General features: G+C 46.2%; 17 protein-coding genes. 10 read left to right on the top strand and 7 right to left on the bottom strand.

Going from position 1 to position 17,699, the window contains the following annotated elements:
* Positions 1–20 precede the first annotated feature (20 nt).
* The 3 genes from lspA to ispH all read left to right on the top strand — a co-directional run bounded on the left by lspA (position 21) and on the right by ispH (position 2,148).
* Positions 21–527, top strand: a complete 507-nt coding sequence (gene lspA / locus M1D72_RS18595; RefSeq protein ID WP_390193419.1) for a signal peptidase II — start codon at positions 21–23, stop codon at positions 525–527.
* Between the two features lie 159 nt (positions 528–686).
* Complete coding sequence (gene fkpB / locus M1D72_RS18590) at positions 687–1,130, top strand: FKBP-type peptidyl-prolyl cis-trans isomerase (RefSeq protein ID WP_390193417.1); 444 nt, start codon at positions 687–689, stop codon at positions 1,128–1,130.
* A gap of 55 nt (positions 1,131–1,185) precedes the next feature.
* Entirely contained in the window at positions 1,186–2,148 is a 963-nt protein-coding gene (gene ispH / locus M1D72_RS18585; RefSeq protein WP_390193416.1) for a 4-hydroxy-3-methylbut-2-enyl diphosphate reductase, read from the top strand.
* 76 nt (positions 2,149–2,224) lie between these two features.
* Here ispH and M1D72_RS18580 read toward each other — a convergent pair whose 3' ends face one another.
* The gene (locus tag M1D72_RS18580) at positions 2,225–3,709 is read right to left on the bottom strand and encodes a carbon starvation CstA family protein (RefSeq protein ID WP_456296149.1); all 1,485 of its coding nucleotides are present in this window, start codon (positions 3,707–3,709) and stop codon (positions 2,225–2,227) included.
* 262 nt (positions 3,710–3,971) lie between these two features.
* Between M1D72_RS18580 and M1D72_RS18575 the strand changes: the two genes are divergently transcribed.
* Positions 3,972–4,313 carry a DUF2799 domain-containing protein gene (locus tag M1D72_RS18575; RefSeq protein ID WP_390193410.1) on the top strand — a complete coding sequence of 114 codons (342 nt, stop codon included), beginning with the start codon at positions 3,972–3,974 and terminating at the stop codon, positions 4,311–4,313.
* A gap of 123 nt (positions 4,314–4,436) precedes the next feature.
* On the top strand, positions 4,437–4,790 hold the full coding sequence (locus M1D72_RS18570; RefSeq protein ID WP_456296148.1) for a hypothetical protein: 354 nt from the start codon (positions 4,437–4,439) through the stop codon (positions 4,788–4,790).
* A 24-nt stretch (positions 4,791–4,814) separates the two neighbouring features.
* Here M1D72_RS18570 and murQ read toward each other — a convergent pair whose 3' ends face one another.
* Together murQ and M1D72_RS18560 are read right to left on the bottom strand one after the other, a co-directional pair.
* Positions 4,815–5,732: an N-acetylmuramic acid 6-phosphate etherase gene (gene murQ / locus M1D72_RS18565; RefSeq protein ID WP_456296147.1), complete on the bottom strand. Its 918-nt coding sequence runs from the start codon at positions 5,730–5,732 to the stop codon at positions 4,815–4,817.
* 11 nt (positions 5,733–5,743) lie between these two features.
* On the bottom strand, positions 5,744–6,850 hold the full coding sequence (locus tag M1D72_RS18560; protein WP_456296146.1) for an anhydro-N-acetylmuramic acid kinase: 1,107 nt from the start codon (positions 6,848–6,850) through the stop codon (positions 5,744–5,746).
* A 101-nt stretch (positions 6,851–6,951) separates the two neighbouring features.
* Here M1D72_RS18560 and nagZ point away from each other — a divergent pair, with 101 nt between their 5' ends.
* On the top strand, positions 6,952–7,938 hold the full coding sequence (gene nagZ / locus M1D72_RS18555; RefSeq protein WP_456296145.1) for a beta-N-acetylhexosaminidase: 987 nt from the start codon (positions 6,952–6,954) through the stop codon (positions 7,936–7,938).
* Between the two features lie 73 nt (positions 7,939–8,011).
* Here nagZ and btsR read toward each other — a convergent pair whose 3' ends face one another.
* Both btsR and M1D72_RS18545 read right to left on the bottom strand, forming a co-directional pair.
* Positions 8,012–8,731, bottom strand: a complete 720-nt coding sequence (gene btsR, locus M1D72_RS18550) for a two-component system response regulator BtsR (RefSeq protein WP_456296144.1) — start codon at positions 8,729–8,731, stop codon at positions 8,012–8,014.
* A 12-nt stretch (positions 8,732–8,743) separates the two neighbouring features.
* The gene (locus tag M1D72_RS18545; protein WP_456296143.1) at positions 8,744–10,414 is read right to left on the bottom strand and encodes a LytS/YhcK type 5TM receptor domain-containing protein; all 1,671 of its coding nucleotides are present in this window, start codon (positions 10,412–10,414) and stop codon (positions 8,744–8,746) included.
* Positions 10,415–10,648: 234 nt separating this feature from the next.
* On the opposite strand from M1D72_RS18545, the gene M1D72_RS18540 reads away from it, so the two are divergent.
* Entirely contained in the window at positions 10,649–11,722 is a 1,074-nt protein-coding gene (locus M1D72_RS18540; protein WP_390193395.1) for a 3-deoxy-7-phosphoheptulonate synthase, read from the top strand.
* A 10-nt stretch (positions 11,723–11,732) separates the two neighbouring features.
* Positions 11,733–12,860: a bifunctional chorismate mutase/prephenate dehydrogenase gene (gene tyrA, locus M1D72_RS18535; protein WP_456296142.1), complete on the top strand. Its 1,128-nt coding sequence runs from the start codon at positions 11,733–11,735 to the stop codon at positions 12,858–12,860.
* A 73-nt stretch (positions 12,861–12,933) separates the two neighbouring features.
* Here tyrA and M1D72_RS18530 read toward each other — a convergent pair whose 3' ends face one another.
* Together M1D72_RS18530 and ettA are read right to left on the bottom strand one after the other, a co-directional pair.
* Positions 12,934–13,314 carry a PilZ domain-containing protein gene (locus M1D72_RS18530; RefSeq protein WP_390193391.1) on the bottom strand — a complete coding sequence of 127 codons (381 nt, stop codon included), beginning with the start codon at positions 13,312–13,314 and terminating at the stop codon, positions 12,934–12,936.
* A 146-nt stretch (positions 13,315–13,460) separates the two neighbouring features.
* Positions 13,461–15,128 (bottom strand): energy-dependent translational throttle protein EttA, encoded by a 1,668-nt coding sequence (ettA, locus tag M1D72_RS18525; protein ID WP_456296141.1) that lies wholly within the window; start codon positions 15,126–15,128, stop codon positions 13,461–13,463.
* Positions 15,129–15,392: 264 nt separating this feature from the next.
* Between ettA and sltY the strand changes: the two genes are divergently transcribed.
* Positions 15,393–17,342, top strand: coding sequence for a murein transglycosylase (sltY, locus tag M1D72_RS18520; RefSeq protein ID WP_456296140.1), 1,950 nt, complete (start codon positions 15,393–15,395; stop codon positions 17,340–17,342).
* Positions 17,343–17,358: 16 nt separating this feature from the next.
* On the top strand, positions 17,359–17,652 hold the full coding sequence (gene trpR / locus M1D72_RS18515) for a trp operon repressor (RefSeq protein WP_390193386.1): 294 nt from the start codon (positions 17,359–17,361) through the stop codon (positions 17,650–17,652).
* Positions 17,653–17,699: the final 47 nt, after the last annotated feature.

The raw sequence follows: 17,699 nt of genomic DNA, 5'->3' as shown, positions 1-17,699 counted from the left end.
TGTCAAAGCAAGGGTTAAATATGAGTGAACAAACGCTGACGTTAAAGCAATCTGGAGTTCGCTGGCTATGGCTAGCGGCTCTGATTTTTGTCGCGGATATAGGTATTAAACTCGTGGTTATGAATAGCATGGGTTATGGCTGGGAGAACCGAATCGAGGTTCTACCATTCTTTAACTTGCTGTATGTTCATAACTACGGAGCGGCTTTTAGCTTTTTAAGCGATCAAGAAGGTTGGCAGCGTTGGCTGTTTACCGGCATCGCTTTCGCCGTTACTGGCATGCTCACCTATTGGATGAGTAAACTGCCAGCGAAAGAGAAGTGGAATAATATCGCTTATGCTCTGATCATCGGCGGCGCGGTAGGCAATGTATTTGACCGCGTAGTCCATGGTTTTGTGGTCGATTACCTTGATGTTTATTGGGGTAACTACCATTGGCCGGCTTTTAACCTTGCGGATTCAGCGATCTGCATTGGAGCGGCGATGATCATTCTTGATGCTTTTCGTGGTAAAGCGGATAAGCGTTAAGCGCATCCTATGAGTGAAGTAGCGCTGCTTGTGTTAACGAGCGGCGCTTTTTTGTATCTGGTCGACTGCTATTTTTTGTCACAATGGTATTATCTGCTTCCAATGATAATAACGCTGCTTGGTATTTATCAGTAGCGAGAAGTAAAAGGAAGCCCTAACGTGACCACCATTACCTCCCATTCAGAAGTGACCCTTCATTTCACCATTAAATTGAGCGATGGCTCTGTGGCTGACAGCACACACAACATGGGTAAGCCCGCGAAGTTTGTGATGGGCGATGGAAGCCTGAGTGACAACTTTGAGCAGTGTTTAATTGGCCTTCAGCAAGGTGACAGTCGTTCGATTGAACTCAAAGCCATCGATGCTTTTGGTCTGCCAAATCCGGACAATATTCATTACATGGATAGAGCTAAATTTGTTGGTGACAACCAAGTTGAAGTTGGCACCATTATGGCGTTCTCTGGCCCTGATGGTATGGAGATTCCGGGGATTATTACTGATATTGCTGGCGATTCTGTCACGGTGGATTTTAATCATCCTCTGGCTGGACAGGACGTCACCTTTGATGTTGAAATCTTAGCGGTTGAAACAAGTAATTCATAAACTGACTCGCATCTTGAAGTGAGTTAAGTATAAAATGACCAGCCTGAGTTTTCCCATGAGCAATAAGATGAAAATACTGTTAGCGAACCCTCGCGGTTTTTGTGCCGGTGTTGATCGTGCGATTAGCATTGTAGAGCGCGCCCTTGAAATGTATCAGCCGCCTATCTATGTGCGCCATGAAGTGGTACATAACCGGTTTGTGGTTGAAGGATTAAAACAGCGTGGTGCGATTTTCGTCGAAGAGCTAAGTGAAGTTCCAGATGATAACATCGTGATCTTCTCAGCACATGGTGTATCGCAAGCGGTGCGCAAAGAGGCCAAAGAACGTGATTTGACGGTATTTGATGCGACTTGTCCATTGGTGACTAAAGTGCATATGGAAGTCGCACGTGCTAGCCGAAAAAGTATGGAAGTGGTGCTGATTGGCCATGCTGGACATCCGGAAGTTGAAGGTACGATGGGGCAATATGCCAGCCAAACTGGCGGTATGTATTTGGTTGAAAAACCGCAAGATGTAGAACAGCTTCTGCCGATTGTGAAAGATCCTAGTAACCTTCATTATGTGAGTCAGACAACGCTCTCTGTGGATGAAACGGCAGACGTGATTGATGAACTTCGCCGTGTATTCCCAAGTATTCAGGGGCCACGTAAAGATGACATCTGCTATGCCACTCAAAACCGCCAAGATGCGGTAAGAGATATGGCTGAGCAGGTGGATGTCTTGGTGGTGGTGGGCTCAAAGAACTCATCCAACTCAACACGACTCAAAGAATTAGCAGAAAAACTGGGTACACCTGGTTATTTGACGGATTGCCCAGAAGACATTGAGCCTGAATGGTTTGTCGGCAAGCAAAGCGTAGGAGTCACTGCGGGTGCATCGGCGCCAGAGGAGTTAGTGAATCAGATCCTTGAGCGGATTAAACAGCTTGGCGGTGAAAGTGTTGAAGAAATCTCGGGACGCGAAGAAAATATGTTCTTTGAGGTTCCAAAGGAGCTACAAATTAAGCAAATTGATTAGGCTCGCGACCATCACCAAATCAATTAGAAAGGGCTCCCAATGGGAGCCCTTTTTTCATCAGGAGATGAGAGGGGGATTAAGCCGTTTTAGTGATACCTTGTGGTTTTTCTTCACTTGGCAAATCACTTTCGCCTTTACCTTTGGAAATTTTAATCACGTAGGTGGTCACTGCAAGAGCAAAGACAATACCAGCAATGGTTGATGTCACCATTGGAAGCCCGAAGCCTAGAGTGCTGTTATTTAGGATAAAGGTCACACAGACTGAAGTCATAAAGGCAGCAGGAATGGTTGTGATCCAATGCAGCTTGTTATGGCGTAGCAAGTAAGCCGATGCCGTCCACAGCATCATGACTGCTGTCGTTTGGTTTGCAAAACCGAAGTAGCGCCAAATAATACCGAAGTCAACTTGGGTCAGAATACCACCGATGATGAACAGCGGAGCAGCCATTAGTAGGCGGTTACGTAGGCTTTTTTGCTCAACGTTAAAGTACTCTGCCAAAATAAGACGGCTTGAACGGAATGCCGTATCTCCTGAGGTAATCGGCAAGATAACCACACCAAGGAAAGCAATGATACCGCCAAAGACGCCTAATAGGCCAAATGATGAAGAGTAAACCACGTTACCTGGGCCACCGTTCGCCACGGCTTCTTGTAAAGCGTCTAGTGAACCGAAGAATGAAAGCGCAATCGCACACCAAATTAAGGCGATAATCCCTTCACCAATCATGGCACCAAAGAATACGAAGCGACCATTTTTCTCATTTTCCATGCAGCGAGCCATCAGCGGCGATTGAGTTGCGTGGAAACCAGAGATAGCACCACAAGCAATGGTGATAAAGAGCGCAGGCCATAGAGGCATGTCATTTGGATTGAGGTTAGCGAACATATCACTGACTGCAAAACCACCCATGACGGTGTGCTCGCTTGAGAATGCGATAGCGGTCATTAGGCCGACAGACATAAAGATAAGTAAAGCGCCAAACAGTGGGTAGAAGCGGCCGATGATTTTATCGACGGGTACAATCGTCGCTAGAATGTAGTAGGCGAAGATAATGCCAACCATCGTACCCATCGTCATGGTCCAGTCGGTTTGATCATTGATAAGGTTCGTGATCATTCCTGCTGGAGCGGAAACAAACACCACACCGACGAGAAGCAACAACACGATAGCAAAAAGATTCATAAAGTGTTTTGCGCCGTTGCCTAAGTAGCGACCAGTAATACTAGGAACCGATGCGCCGCCGTTGCGTACAGACAACATACCTGAGAAGTAATCGTGTACGGCGCCAGCAAAGATACAACCTAGTACTATCCATAGCATCGCGGCAGGGCCATAAAGCGCCCCCATGATAGGACCAAAAATTGGACCGACCCCGGCAATGTTAAGTAGCTGTACTAGATATACTTTCTTGGTTGACATCGGGACATAGTCGACACCATCTTGTTTTGTGTGTGCCGGTGTTTGGCGTTTTTCATTGATACCAAATACTTTTTCAACGAAAGCACCGTAGATAACGTAGCCGAGGATTAGCGCGACTACACAGGTTAGAAACCACAACATTGTTCTCGTCCTTTGTAATTATGTAATTAACAGTTCTATAACTTCGTCAGCGATACTACGCTTAAAGGAGTGTATTCGCATTGGCTAATACACTGAGTGGTCGTATTGAGTGGTGAATGGTTGATTAGCTTAGTGAGCGGTTTTATCAAATTTTAAGTGGTCACCTACAAAGGGCAGTGGTCGTGTTATGCTACTCAGCGGTCAAATCGGCTCTATCGGTGGTATTGCGCCATCGACAAAGCAATGAAAGGAGTCCGTCATTATGAAAATATTCATCATCACCATTATCGCAGGCTTACTGGCTGCGTGTAGTCAAAGCCCGCAGCAACTCGCCGCTCAAGGCAATTGGTATCAAGTGGGCTATCAGGATGGCATAAAAGGCCACACCCAACGAACGCAAAGTAATCTTCAGTCGCTAGGAGAGGGGAATCAAGGAGAGTACTACCAAGGTTACCTTGATGGCGTAAATGAGTACTGTGATCCTGATGTCGCTTATCAAGTTGGTTTTTCTGGTCAATATTACCAAGGGGTTTGTGAGGGAACACCCATCGCGCAAAAGTTTCGAATGGAGTGGCAGCGTGGCTGGAATGACTTCAATCATTGATTTGTCTTATTTTTGAACGATGACTGAAGTGCCGTTTTTTCTGACAGATCTTCATTGATCGCTTTGCTAGGTTTGGAGCCAATTATCCATAGCACCCACATTAGCTAAGCGAGTTGCCATCTTATGTTCAGAGTTACTTCTCTATTGGCAGCGGTTCTTTTAGTGCCGCTGTCTCCTTCCGTTTTGGCGGTTGACCCAGTCAAAGACACCATCAAACTGCATCGCAAAGTCAAACACGAGAAGCATAAAGTTGAAAATACGATTCATGATACCAAGCGCACGGTCAATGAGTTGCAGGAGGGGACTTATGTTGAAAACAGCGTCAAGCGTAAAGTGGATGATGTGACGGATCCATTGGAGGATAAAGTCGACACCGTTAAAGACCTTACCGACCCCAATGAAATGAAGAAGCGTGCCAAGGATGAAATTAAAGACAAGGAGCAGCAAGCCTTTGATGATTGGCTATACGACGACTAGCCAATCATTTGCATTCGGTGCGACTCAGTTTTTTTCAACCGCTCGCCGCAGAAAGCCATTTTGATTTGCCAGTTGTTGTTTGGCACTGTGCACATCGAGCCCAGTTAACAAGATTAAAATGGCTAACTTTACATCGTAATCTGTTTGTTCTAGTGCTTGAATCGCTTGAGGTTCACCGCACTCGGTCGCTTGCATAACGATACGAGCAGCACGAGCAATGAGCTTTTTATTGGTTGCTTTCACATCCACCATTAAGTTTTGATAACTCTTCCCTAGGCGAATCATCGAAGCGGTGGTCAACATGTTGAGCACCAATTTTTGTGCTGTGCCTGACTTCAAGCGTGTTGAACCGGTTAATGCTTCAGGGCCCACCACAGGGCTGATAGCAATGTGTGCAATATCGGCAATGGCTGAATCCGGATTGCAAGAGAGGGCAACGGTTGTCGCGCCAATGTCATTCGCGTATTCAAGGGCACCAATGACGTATGGGGTTCGACCACTGGCAGCAATTCCGACGACAATATCTTTGACGCTAAAGTCAATGGCTTTCAGATCTTGAACCCCGAGTTCGAGTGAATCCTCGGCCCCTTCCTGAGCTTTAAACATGGCTTTCTGACCCCCGGCAATAAGACCAATCACTAATTGATCAGAGACACCAAAAGTAGGAGGACACTCGGAGGCATCTAACACGCCCAAACGACCGCTGGTTCCCGCGCCCATATAAATCAAACGACCACCTTGCTGAAAGGCGGCGGTAATGGCATCGACCGCTTTGGCTATCTCGGGGATCACTTGCTCGACAGCAATCGGCACCAATTTGTCTTGTTGATTTAGCCGTTCGACAATCTCTAATGACGAGAGTAAATCAATATCCATGGTTTCCGGGTTACGCTCTTCTGAGATGAGGTGAGAGAGCGCTGTGATCAGAGCATCATTGGTCATAACTATCCTTACTAATTGGCAAAATACATCACGCCTAACGACGCTAGCTTACTGGCTCCGGTTACTTCCGGCAAATTACTGGGTAGGCCATCCATTCGGCGCGCGGCCAGCCATGCAAAAGCCATGGCTTCCATATAATCACTATCAACCCCTTTGCTGCTGGTTGAGCTCACTTGCCAATCATTAAGAAGCTGTTCTAATTGCTTCATTAATAATGGGTTTCTTGCTCCGCCGCCACACACTAATAGCTGTGGGTTCGGCCCTTTAGTAAAGCGTTTAACTTCATTGGCAATGGTCTGTGCACTCAGTTCACAAAGCGTTTTTTGCACATCATGAGCTAAAAGATCATGGGTGACCAAATGCGCCTCAAGCCAAGCCAAATTGAAGTATTCACGACCCGTACTTTTTGGGGCCTGGAGCGCAAAGTAGGGGTCATTTAATAAAGAGTCTAATAGCTTCTGCGAGACTTGGCCTTGACTAGCAAACTGTGCGTCTTTATCAAACCCCTTGCCTGTGTGTTTTAGACACCAGGCGTCCATTAACATATTCCCCGGCCCAGTGTCATAGCCGAGAACGCTGCCACTTGCAGGCAGTACAGAGATGTTAGCGATTCCGCCAATGTTAAGAACAACGATATTGGAGTCCTGAGATTGAAAAATAGTGCGATGAAAAGCAGGAACCAGTGGGGCACCTTGGCCGCCTAGCGCGATATCTTTGCGACGAAAGTCGGCGATGGTATCAATACCCGTTACGGTGGCGATGATGTTGGCGTCGCCAAGCTGTAGGGTAAAAGGTGCGTTGCCACTGGGTTGGTGATAAACCGTTTGCCCATGGTTTCCAATCGCGCGAATCTGTGATGCTTGATAACCACTTTGTTCCAATAGCTGATTAACGGCTTCAGCAAATAGGTGGCCAAGTAGGTGGTCAAGTTCGCCAATTTCGACCAAATTGGTTTGTTGGCCAATACACACTGACATCAGACGTTGTTTTAACGCTTGCGGCATGGGCGTGTCGTGGTGAGCGATGAGTTCAATATGATTGCCTTCAATCGCGACCAGTGCGGTGTCGACACCATCCATACTGGTGCCAGACATGACGCCAATATACAGTTGTTTCATCTTTATCTCGCTTCGCAAATGTTAGTCGGGTCTATTGTAATGGATTGTTAAAGCGAATAATCTCGAAAATTCGTCAAATTCAAAGATAGCATGAGAAAACTATGGGACCGTTGTGGTTAGACGTGGCTGGTTATGAACTGAGCGCGGAAGATAAAGAGATTCTTGAGCACCCAACCGTGGGCGGGGTGATTTTGTTTACGCGTAATTATCATGATAATCAACAGTTGTTAGCGCTCAATACGGCGATTCGAAAAGCAGCAAAACGACCCATCTTAATTGGTGTTGACCAAGAGGGAGGGCGCGTTCAGCGTTTTCGCGAGGGCTTTTCATTGATTCCACCCGCTCAGCGTTATGCTCAAGTTGAAAATGGCGAGCGGATTGCGCAGCAAGCCGGATGGTTGATGGCGGCCGAGCTCATTGCTCATGATATTGATTTAAGTTTTGCTCCCGTACTGGACCAAGGTCATGAGTGTAAAGCGATTGGCAATCGCGCTTTTGGTGACGACCTGTCGACCATCAAGCAATACAGTAGTGCGTTTATGCACGGTATGAAATCAGCGGGCATGGCGACGACAGGCAAACATTTTCCTGGCCATGGCGGCGTCATTGCAGATTCGCATCTTGAAACCCCGTTTGACCATCGTGAAACGATTATTGAGCAAGATATGGCGATTTTTAAACAGCAAATCGACGAAGGACTGCTCGATGCCATGATGCCAGCACACGTGATTTATCCGCATTATGATGCCCAACCCGCCAGTGGTTCATCGTATTGGCTTAAACAGATTTTGCGTGAGCAGTTGGGTTTTAAGGGCATTATTTTTTCCGATGATTTAACCATGGAAGGAGCATCGGTAATGGGAGGGCCTGCGCAGAGGGCTGAACAGTCTTTGGCAGCTGGATGTGACATGTTGTTGGTGTGTAACCAGCGCGATGCACAAGTCGAAGTCTTGGATCACTTACCTATTTCGAGCGTGCCACAGGCTTCTGCACTATTGAAAAAACAGTCATTCACCTTGTCGGAGTTAAAGCGCTCCAGCCAATGGCAGCAAGCAGATGCCGCTGTAAAGCGCGTATTGGATAGATAACTCTCCATCCGTTAAGCAATAATGCCCGGCTGCGATCATTGCGGCTGGGTCTTTTCTCTGATACCTCTCATAATTAGTGAAAGCCTAAACGCTCTTTTAAATATTTTAGGTAACGGCGACTGACAGGCAGTTTATGCTCACTGACTGTGATGATTTCTGCCAACCCGTTCTCAAGTAATTTAATCTCTTTAATCGCACTCAGGTTAACAAGATACTGGCGGTGGCAACGAATCAGTACGGTTTTTTCTTCGAGCACTTTGAGCGTCAATTGGCTGGTGGTCAGTTGTGAGGCCGTCTGGATATGAACGCCACTGACATCGGAGTAAGCAAATTCAATGTCTTTACTGCTGACGATAACAATACGGTTATGCCCATAACATGGGACATGCTCAAGTTGTGTCGGAGTAATCGCATGATAGGGGGCAGGGCTTGGCTGATCGGCTTTTACTAAGCGCTGCACGGTTTTGTTCAATCGGTCAGTATCGACAGGCTTAAGCAGGTAATCAAAGGCATTTTCTTCAAAAGCTTGAATCGCGAATTGATCGTAGGCAGTAACAAACACCACATGCGGCATGGTTTCGGTATCTAACATGCCCAACAACTCGACGCCAGTGATCTGCGGCATCTGAATATCGAGAAAGACGACGTCAGGTTTGAGCTGGTTTATTTTCTTTAAGCCTTCAATCGCATTACTTGCTTCGCCAATCACTTCGATAAGCCCTGTTTCTTCAAGCAGCTCAATCAACTCTTCACGTGCAAACAACTCATCATCGATAACCAGTGCAGAAAACATGCGCGCTCCTTATCAAAAGCGGTTGGGAATGATAAAGCTCATTCGAGTGTAATGGTCGGGTTCGACTTGAATATCCAATGCGGAGACTTGACCAAATTGATTGGTTAAGCGTTTATCGACAATTTCCAATCCTAAACCACTGTGGTCTTGTTCGGGTTTGGCGTAACTTCCTGCATTATCTTCAACCACAACACGATAACCTTGGCTGACTTTTTGGCTGTAAATTTTCACTTTTCCGCCATCCAATAAATTGGATACGCCATGCTTAATCGCATTTTCAACCAGAGGTTGCAGGGTAAAGGTGGGAAGCAATTTGTCGAGTAACGACTCTTCAATATCTATTTCAACTTCAAGGCGGTCACTAAAGCGAGCCTTTTCAATCGTTAGGTAGGCATTGACATGCGCCAGTTCATCGCGTAGTGAAACGCTTTCGACCTTTTGTTTCAAGTTACTACGAAAGAATTGTGATAAGTGCTGAATTAACTCACGGGCTTTGGTTGGATCGCGGCGAATCACTGCGCTGATGGTATTCAACGCATTAAATAGAAAGTGAGGGTTCACCTGAGCTTGTAGCAATTTGATCTCGGCTTGTGCTAGCAGTGAGCGTTTCTGTTGATAGTCACCGTACAGAATTTGGCTGGAAAGCAGTTGAGCAATCCCTTGACCCATCGACATATTAATCGTCGACAGCAATTTTCGCTTTGGTTCATAAAGTTTAATGCTGCCAATGACGCGGTCGCCGGTGCGAAGGGGAATAATCAATGCCGAGCCGAGCTTGCATTGTTTGGACAACGAGCATTGGAATGGTTTTTCTTTACCATCTAAATGGATGATGGCATTGTTTTTTATCGCATCCAGAGTGCTTTGTGAAGAGATGGGGGTATTGGGCTTATGGTGGTCATCCCCGATGCCAACAAAGGCGAGTATTTTTTCTTGGTCGGTAATGGAGACTGCGCCGACATTGGTTTCTTCATAGACGATACGCGCAATTTTTTCGGCATTTTCCGTGTTAAATCCCGCAGCCAGAATCCCCACTGAGCGTTCGGCTATATTTAATGCTCGCCGCGAAAAGGCAGCCGAGTACTCTTCAAAGATGGTTTTTCTGTCATGGAGGATACTCATAAATAAGGCGGCGCCCACGGAGTTGGCGATAATCATTGGCGCTGCAATTGCAGACACCAAATGAAATGCTTGATCAAACGGTTTGGCGACCAGCAAAATGATCAACATTTGTATGACTTCAGCGACTAACGTGACCGAGAAAACTACGGTTGGGTTGAAGAGATGAGATGCCTTCCCTCGGCGTACTAAATAGGTATGTAATAGCCCACCAATTAAGCCTTCAGCGGTAGTGGAAATCGCGCAGGCTATATCCGTAAAACCGCCCAAACTGTAGCGATGCAATCCTCCGGTTAAGCCAACCAAAAAACCAATAACAGGACCACCAAATAGCCCCCCCATGACCGCTCCTATTGCGCGAGTATTAGCGATGGCATCATTGAATTGCAGGCCAAAATAGGTCCCCATGACACAAAATAGTGAAAACATTACGTAAACACTGAATTGGTGAACCGGTCGATTCGAAATACTAAGCAGTGGCAAAAACAGGGGCGTTTTACTTAGCATATAAGCTAAGACCAGATACACGCACATCTGTTGTAATAGCGAGAGGATTAAATCCATATCAAGACTTCCTGTGGTTTTCGCCATTCTAAAACAAAATTAAGCAATGCAAAGCCTTTGACGCGGATTTTTAGATAAGAGAAAGTATCAATGGTTAGTGTAAATTTATTTTTACATTAAATGTTTTTTATTATTTACACTTGAAAATGTTTTTCAGGCTGTTATTTTATCATCTCACTCCGTAGTAACGGCCGGATAGAAATAACTGTAGATTTAAATGTACAAGGTAAAGTCATGAATAAGAGCGAACTCAGCGATATTAATATCAGTGAACAGCAGGTGCTGATTACCCCTCAGGAACTGAAAAACAAAATCCCACTTAGTGACAACGCGCGTCGCTTTATTCGTGAATCTCGCCAAACCATCGCGGATATCATTCATAAGCGTGACCACCGTTTGCTGGTGGTGTGTGGTCCTTGCTCTATTCATGACTTAGATGCTGCCAAAGATTATGCCCGCCGTTTGAAAGCATTATCAGAGCAGTTAAGTGATCAAATTTACCTTGTTATGCGTGTCTACTTTGAGAAACCGAGAACCACAGTGGGTTGGAAAGGGTTGATCAATGATCCACATTTAGACGGCAGTTTTGATATCGAGCACGGCTTGCACATCGGCCGTCAATTATTGGTTGAATTGGCAGAAATGGAAATTCCATTAGCCACTGAAGCGTTGGACCCCATTAGCCCACAATACCTAGCGGATACTTTTAGCTGGGCGGCAATTGGTGCACGTACTACTGAATCACAGACGCACCGAGAGATGGCGAGTGGTCTTTCTATGCCTATTGGGTTTAAAAATGGGACTGATGGTAGCCTTTCCACGGCGATAAATGCCATGCAAGCCGCCTCCTCAAGCCATCGCTTTATGGGGATTAACCGTGAAGGTCAAGTGGCGTTGCTGACGACGCAGGGCAACCAAAATGGACACGTTATTTTACGTGGCGGTAAACAAACCAATTATGATTCTGTGTCTGTGGCAGAGTGCGAACAAGAAATGGCTCAGCATTCTCTTGATTGTTCATTGATGGTGGATTGCAGTCACGCCAACTCGCGTAAAGATTTCCGTCGCCAGACCTTAGTGGCAGAAGATGTGATGGCACAGATTCGTGAAGGCAACCGCTCTATTATTGGGCTTATGATCGAAAGCCATATCAATGAAGGCAACCAAAGTTCAGATTTACCTTTTGATCAAATGGAGTATGGTGTTTCTATCACCGATGCGTGTATAAACTGGGAGACCACAGAAACATTACTGCGCAAAGCACATAGTGAGTTAACCCCATTTTTGGAAAATCGTCTACAAGGGTAAGGGAGCATAAATGGCTGTAGAACTGAATGAGTTACGTGATGGTATTGATGCCGTTGATAAGCAAATTCTTGATTTGTTATCTCAGCGTCTGGCATTAGTCGAAAAGGTTGGTGAAGTTAAAAGCCGTCACGGTTTGCCTATTTATGCACCGGATCGAGAAGCCGCAATGCTTGCTTCTCGCCGTGAAGAAGCTGAGAGAATCGGAGTTCCTCCGCAACTTATCGAAGATATTTTGCGCCGAACGATGCGTGAGTCTTATGCCAGCGAAAAAGACTCGGGGTTTAAATGCCTAAATCCTGAATTACGTTCTGTGGTGGTTATTGGTGGGCATGGTCAGCTCGGTGGGTTATTTAGCCGTATGTTCCGTCTTTCTGGCTATGAGGTAAAAGTACTCGGCAGTAAAGATTGGCACAAAGCAGATGAGTTACTCTGTGATGCTGGCCTTGTGGTTGTGACGGTGCCGATTCACCTGACACAAGGCGTGATTGAGAAACTCGGCAATTTGCCTAAAGATTGCATCTTATGCGATTTAACGTCGATTAAGAGCAAACCGCTGAAAGCGATGTTAGACGTTCATGCTGGCCCAGTTGTTGGTCTTCACCCAATGTTTGGTCCGGATGTGCCGAGCCTTGCTAAACAAGTGATAGTGCATTGTGATGGGCGTGACGAGTCGGCATACCAATGGTTACTCAAGCAGTTTTCGATTTGGGGAGCGAGCCTATGCCAAATGAGTGCAGAAGACCACGATCACGGCATGACACTGATTCAAGCGCTACGCCACTTTACGTCGTTTGCCTACGGCTTGCACTTAAGCAAAGAAAATCCCAATATTGACCGCTTGCTGCAATTAAGTTCTCCGATTTATCGCTTGGAAATTGCCATGGTTGGACGTTTATTCGCTCAAGATCCAAATTTGTATGGTGATATTATCTTCTCGTCTCAAGAGAATATTGAAATGATAGAGCGTTTCCATCAGCGTTTAGGCGAAGCCGTCAAACTGCTGGAAGGGGGAAATAAGCAAGCATTTATTGAAAGCTTTGCTCAGGTCAGTGAGTGGTTTGGCGATTACTCTCAGCAATTTATGACCGAGAGCCAGAACTTGCTTAAACAAGCGAATGACTCTATTCATCGAGGTTGATTGAGATCATTCGAGGCAATAAAAAGAGCGCACTGCGCTCTTTTTTAATTATTACCTTTGACTGAGTTGCGCATCAAAAGTGCTCTTCGTCACCAATATCTGAGAGATGTTCTAAATTTCTGTGCAGTAACTCATCAGTACCGACATTAAGTTCCACAAGACGCTTCAGGTGGCTGAGACTCTCAATATCAATATGGTCGATCCTCATTCGCAGTAATGCGCCAATCTGTTCAACAATTTGCGCGGTCATGGTGAGTTCGATTTCAGACCCTGGCAGAGTAAACGCGACATCGATCAATAACTCTCCATTAAACGGGAGCGGCGTTTCGCTCACCGTGAGCAATAAGCCATGCAATGACACATCTTTCAGTTGTCCTGTGCAGTGTAAGTCGCCTTGAGTAAGGCTTGCCGTTGCATGATATACAATGCGTGAAAAGCGTCGTCTTTCTTTCATAATTTAATCCCAATCCTTTTTTCTAAAGGTTAGCAAAAGAATCACACTTTCGAGCTAGGGAAGTGTGAGCGGGGCTCAATTTTATTCAGTTGTCAGCACAAAAAAGCCGCTGATATTCAGCGGCTTTAGAACACAGTTTACACCGATTATTTGGTGATTCGTTTGTACTTGATACGATGCGGTTCTGCCGCTTCTGGACCCAAGGTTTTCTTCAGCCATTCCATGTACTCGGTGTAGTTCCCTTCGTAGAAGTTAACTTGGCCTTCATCACGGTAATCGATGATGTGCGTCGCGATACGGTCAAGGAACCAACGGTCATGCGAAATCACCATGGCACAACCAGGGAATTCCAGTAGTGCTTCTTCAAGCGCACGCAAAGTTTCCACATCAAGATCGTTGGTTGGTTCGTCGAGTAGCAATACGTTGCCGCCCGCTTTTAATAGCTTGGCTAAGTGAACACGGTTTCGTTCACCCCCAGACAGTTCACCAATGACCTTTTGTTGATCAGAACCTTTGAAGTTGAAACGAGAACAGTAAGCTCGCGCCGGTATTTCAAAGTTGTTGATCTTAATGATGTCCGAACCTTCAGAAATCTCTTGGAATACCGTGTTTGTGTCATTCATTGAGTCACGGAACTGCTCAACAGAAGCCAGTTTCACCGTGTCGCCCAATTCAATACTACCCGAATCAGGTTGTTCAGTGCCGCTGAGCATCTTGAATAACGTCGATTTACCAGCACCGTTTGCACCGATAATACCGACGATTGCGCCTTTCGGAATACTAAAGGACAGATCGTCGATCAATACGCGACCATCAAATGACTTTGTGAGGTTATTGACATCGATAACCTTGTCACCAAGACGTTCACCTGGCGGAATAAACAGCTCATTGGTTTCGTTACGCTTCTGGTGATCGTTATTTTGCAGTTCTTCAAAGCGTGCCATACGTGCTTTGGATTTTGCTTGGCGACCTTTTGGATTCTGACGAACCCATTCCAGTTCTTTCTCAATGGTTTTTTGACGCGCTTTTTCTTGTGAAGCTTCTTGTTGTAGGCGAGCGTCTTTTTGCTCCAGCCAAGAGGTGTAGTTCCCTTCCCAAGGAATACCTTCACCACGGTCAAGTTCCAAAATCCAGCCCGCTGCATTGTCTAAGAAGTAGCGGTCGTGGGTAATAGCGACAACAGTGCCCGTGTAATCAACTAAGAAGCGTTCTAACCAAGCAACGGATTCCGCATCTAGGTGGTTGGTTGGTTCGTCGAGCAGCAGCATGTCTGGCTTTTCAAGCAATAGACGACAAATGGCAACACGACGACGTTCCCCCCCCGAGAGGTGAGCGATTTTTTGATCCCATTCTGGTAAGCGCAGTGCTTCTGCTGCGCGCTCAAGCGCGTTTTCAAGATTGTGGCCATCTTTGGCTTGAATCAAACCTTCAAGCTCGCCTTGCTCTTTAGCCAGTGCATCAAAGTCCGCATCAGGGTCGGCATAAGCCGCATAAACCGCATCCAGACGTTTTAAAGCATCAGCGACATCAGAAACGGCTTCTTCCACCACTTCGCGTACGGTTTTGGATTCGTCTAGTACAGGTTCTTGTGGCAAGTAACCCACGTTCAACCCAGGTTGAGGACGCGCTTCGCCATCGATGTCAGTATCAATCCCTGCCATGATACGCAGCAGTGTTGATTTCCCTGCACCGTTCAGACCAAGAACACCAATTTTGGCACCTGGAAAAAAGCTCAGTGAAATGTCTTTCAGGATTTGACGCTTAGGTGGCACGATTTTGCTCACCCGCGACATAGTATATACGTATTCAGCCATCGCCGATCGTTCCTAAATTGTCTGTTTGAATGTCAAAGAGTAAGGCATTTTAACTTAATCGCTGAGCTTTTGTTACCCACCAATTGTGCGAGGTAAAATTTATTCGCAACATCAATGAAAAATGACTTAATTGATTGAGTAAAGCGTCAGTTATGTCACGGTTACGTGAAATTATCACGAAACGGGCGTTGAGGCTTTACAGCCTTGTATAGAATGAGCCTTAATGACTAGGCATTCACCTAAACAGAGCACCAAGGATCTTTAATGTATCGACGTAATCCTTCGCGCCCGCAACGCCTTCTTGCCGGCTTATGTACGTTAATTTGCGGCGCAACGATTCCACTGACTTCTCACGCTTTAACGCTCAAACAACAACGTGACCGCTACGATGCCGCGCAAACCATGCTCGACAAACGACAAGTGGAACGGTACCAAGCGATGCGTTCTGAAATTGCGGATTATCCATTAACCCCTTATATCGATTATCGGGCATTTTTGGTTGATATCGAAAAGCGCTCACCGAATGAAGTGAAACGTTTTGTCGCTGAGCATCAAGACTTTCCGTTTGCTAATCGTGTGGGGCCCCGTTATTTATTAAGCCTGGCGATGAATGATAAGTGGTCAACCTTCCTTGAATATCAAACACATGAGCCGAAGGGCGAAACCTATCAGTGCCACTACTATTACGCGAATTATAAAGTAGGTGATCGTGAGCTCGCTTTTCAAGGCGCTGAGAAATTATGGTTAAGTGGCCACAGTGTTTCCAATGCATGTGACGATCTGTTTTCTGCTTGGAAAAGTGCGGGGCTGCAAACCGATGAACTGATACTCGCTCGCATGGTAAAAGCGTTTGAAGAGCGCAATGCCAGTATGATGCGCTACTTGAAAAAACAGATCACGGGTAGCAAGACGAGCCAACAAGCGCAAGCCATGATGGCGTTATTTAATGACCCGGCGTCAGTCGCATCGTTTGCTAAAAAGTCGCCGAAAAGTGCGTTTTATCGTCAGCAAACCTATCTCGCTATGCGAGCGTTAACCCGGCGTGATGCTGACCAAGCTCGACAAGCACTTGATGGCGTCGTTAAAGCACAAGATTTTTCTGCTGAGCAACAGCAGAAAATGGCGGACTACATCGCGTATTATTCGATGAACACCGATTCAAAAGCGCTTGCACAATGGCGTGATGAGGCAATTAAAACTACGCAAGATACCAACCTCATTGCGCGCCGTACCCGTTTGGCTATTCAAAACGCTAACTGGCGGGAGGTGAAAAAGTGGATCGATCACCTGCCAGAAGCGGAGCAAATTTCACTGCGCTGGCAGTATTGGTATGGTCGAGCTGATATCGCCCTTGGTTATCCCACTAAAGGTCAGCAGCGTTTAGAGAAAATCGTTGGCCAACGTAACTTTTATAGCGTCGCTGCTGCTTCCGCTATCCATCAATCCATTCATTATCCAACGCAAACACTGACTTTGAACGAGCAGTTAATCAAGCCGTATCAATCGACATTAGTACGTATTGATGAGCTGATCGCCCGCGATAAAATTGCTGCTGCGAAAAGTGAATGGCAATGGTTACTGTTGAATGTTGATACGGCAGATAAAAAAGAGATGCTTGCCGCCTATGCGGCCACTCAGCACTGGCATAATCTCACGGTCACCGCGAGTATTCAGGCAAAAATGTGGGATAATTTAGAGTTACGTTTTCCGGCGGCTCACCAGTGGTGGTTTAATTTCTACGGTGAGAAAACCGGCATTGACCCTGTGACTTTGATGTCGCTAGCTCGTCAGGAGAGTGCGTTTGATGCGAAGGCGCGATCGCCAGTTGGAGCTCGCGGTTTAATGCAGATCATGCCCGCCACCGCGAAGTACACCGCCCGCAAATACAAGCTCAGTTACAATGGCGGTGAGCAGCTGTTTGATGTCGGTAAAAACATTGAAATTGGTAGCCGTTATTTAGAGGGGCTCCTCAAACAGTACGATAACAATCGAATTTTCGCGTTTGCTGCGTATAATGCAGGTCCTAATAGAGTGAAAACTTGGCGGGAGCGCACCCAAGGTAAACTCGATGCGTACGCGTTTATTGAAGCGATTCCATTTAACGAAACGCGAGGTTATGTACAAAACATTTTAATGTTTGAGACCTATTATCGAGACTTGCTGGGTGTGGATGGTGCGTTCCTCAATCAACATGAGATCAATACCAAGTATTGAGTAGGTGATAGGAACTATGTCACAGCAACCTGAGTACACAGACTGGCAGCAAATTGTCGATTTGATTAAGCAAAGCGCAGATCAAGATCAGCATGGCATGTTATTGACGATGCTATTAACGGCGGATGAGCGAGAAGCGCTGATTGCGCGGGTGAATATCTTTTGCGAGTTACTCAAAGGGGAGTTGTCTCAACGGCAAATCAGCCAGATGCTTGGTGTTGGTGTTGCGACCATTACTCGCGGCTCCAACGAACTGAAATCGAAAGATGAGCAGCAAAGAGCGCTGATTGAAAAATTGCTTAGGGCTTAACTGAGTCATTATTCACAAAAGAGCGGCTGGGCCGCTCTTTTTGTGTC

The organism is Vibrio sp. AK197 (genome assembly GCF_053903115.1).
The sequence above is the reverse complement of the archived record's forward strand: the minus strand, read 5'-3'. Positions and strand labels throughout refer to the sequence as shown.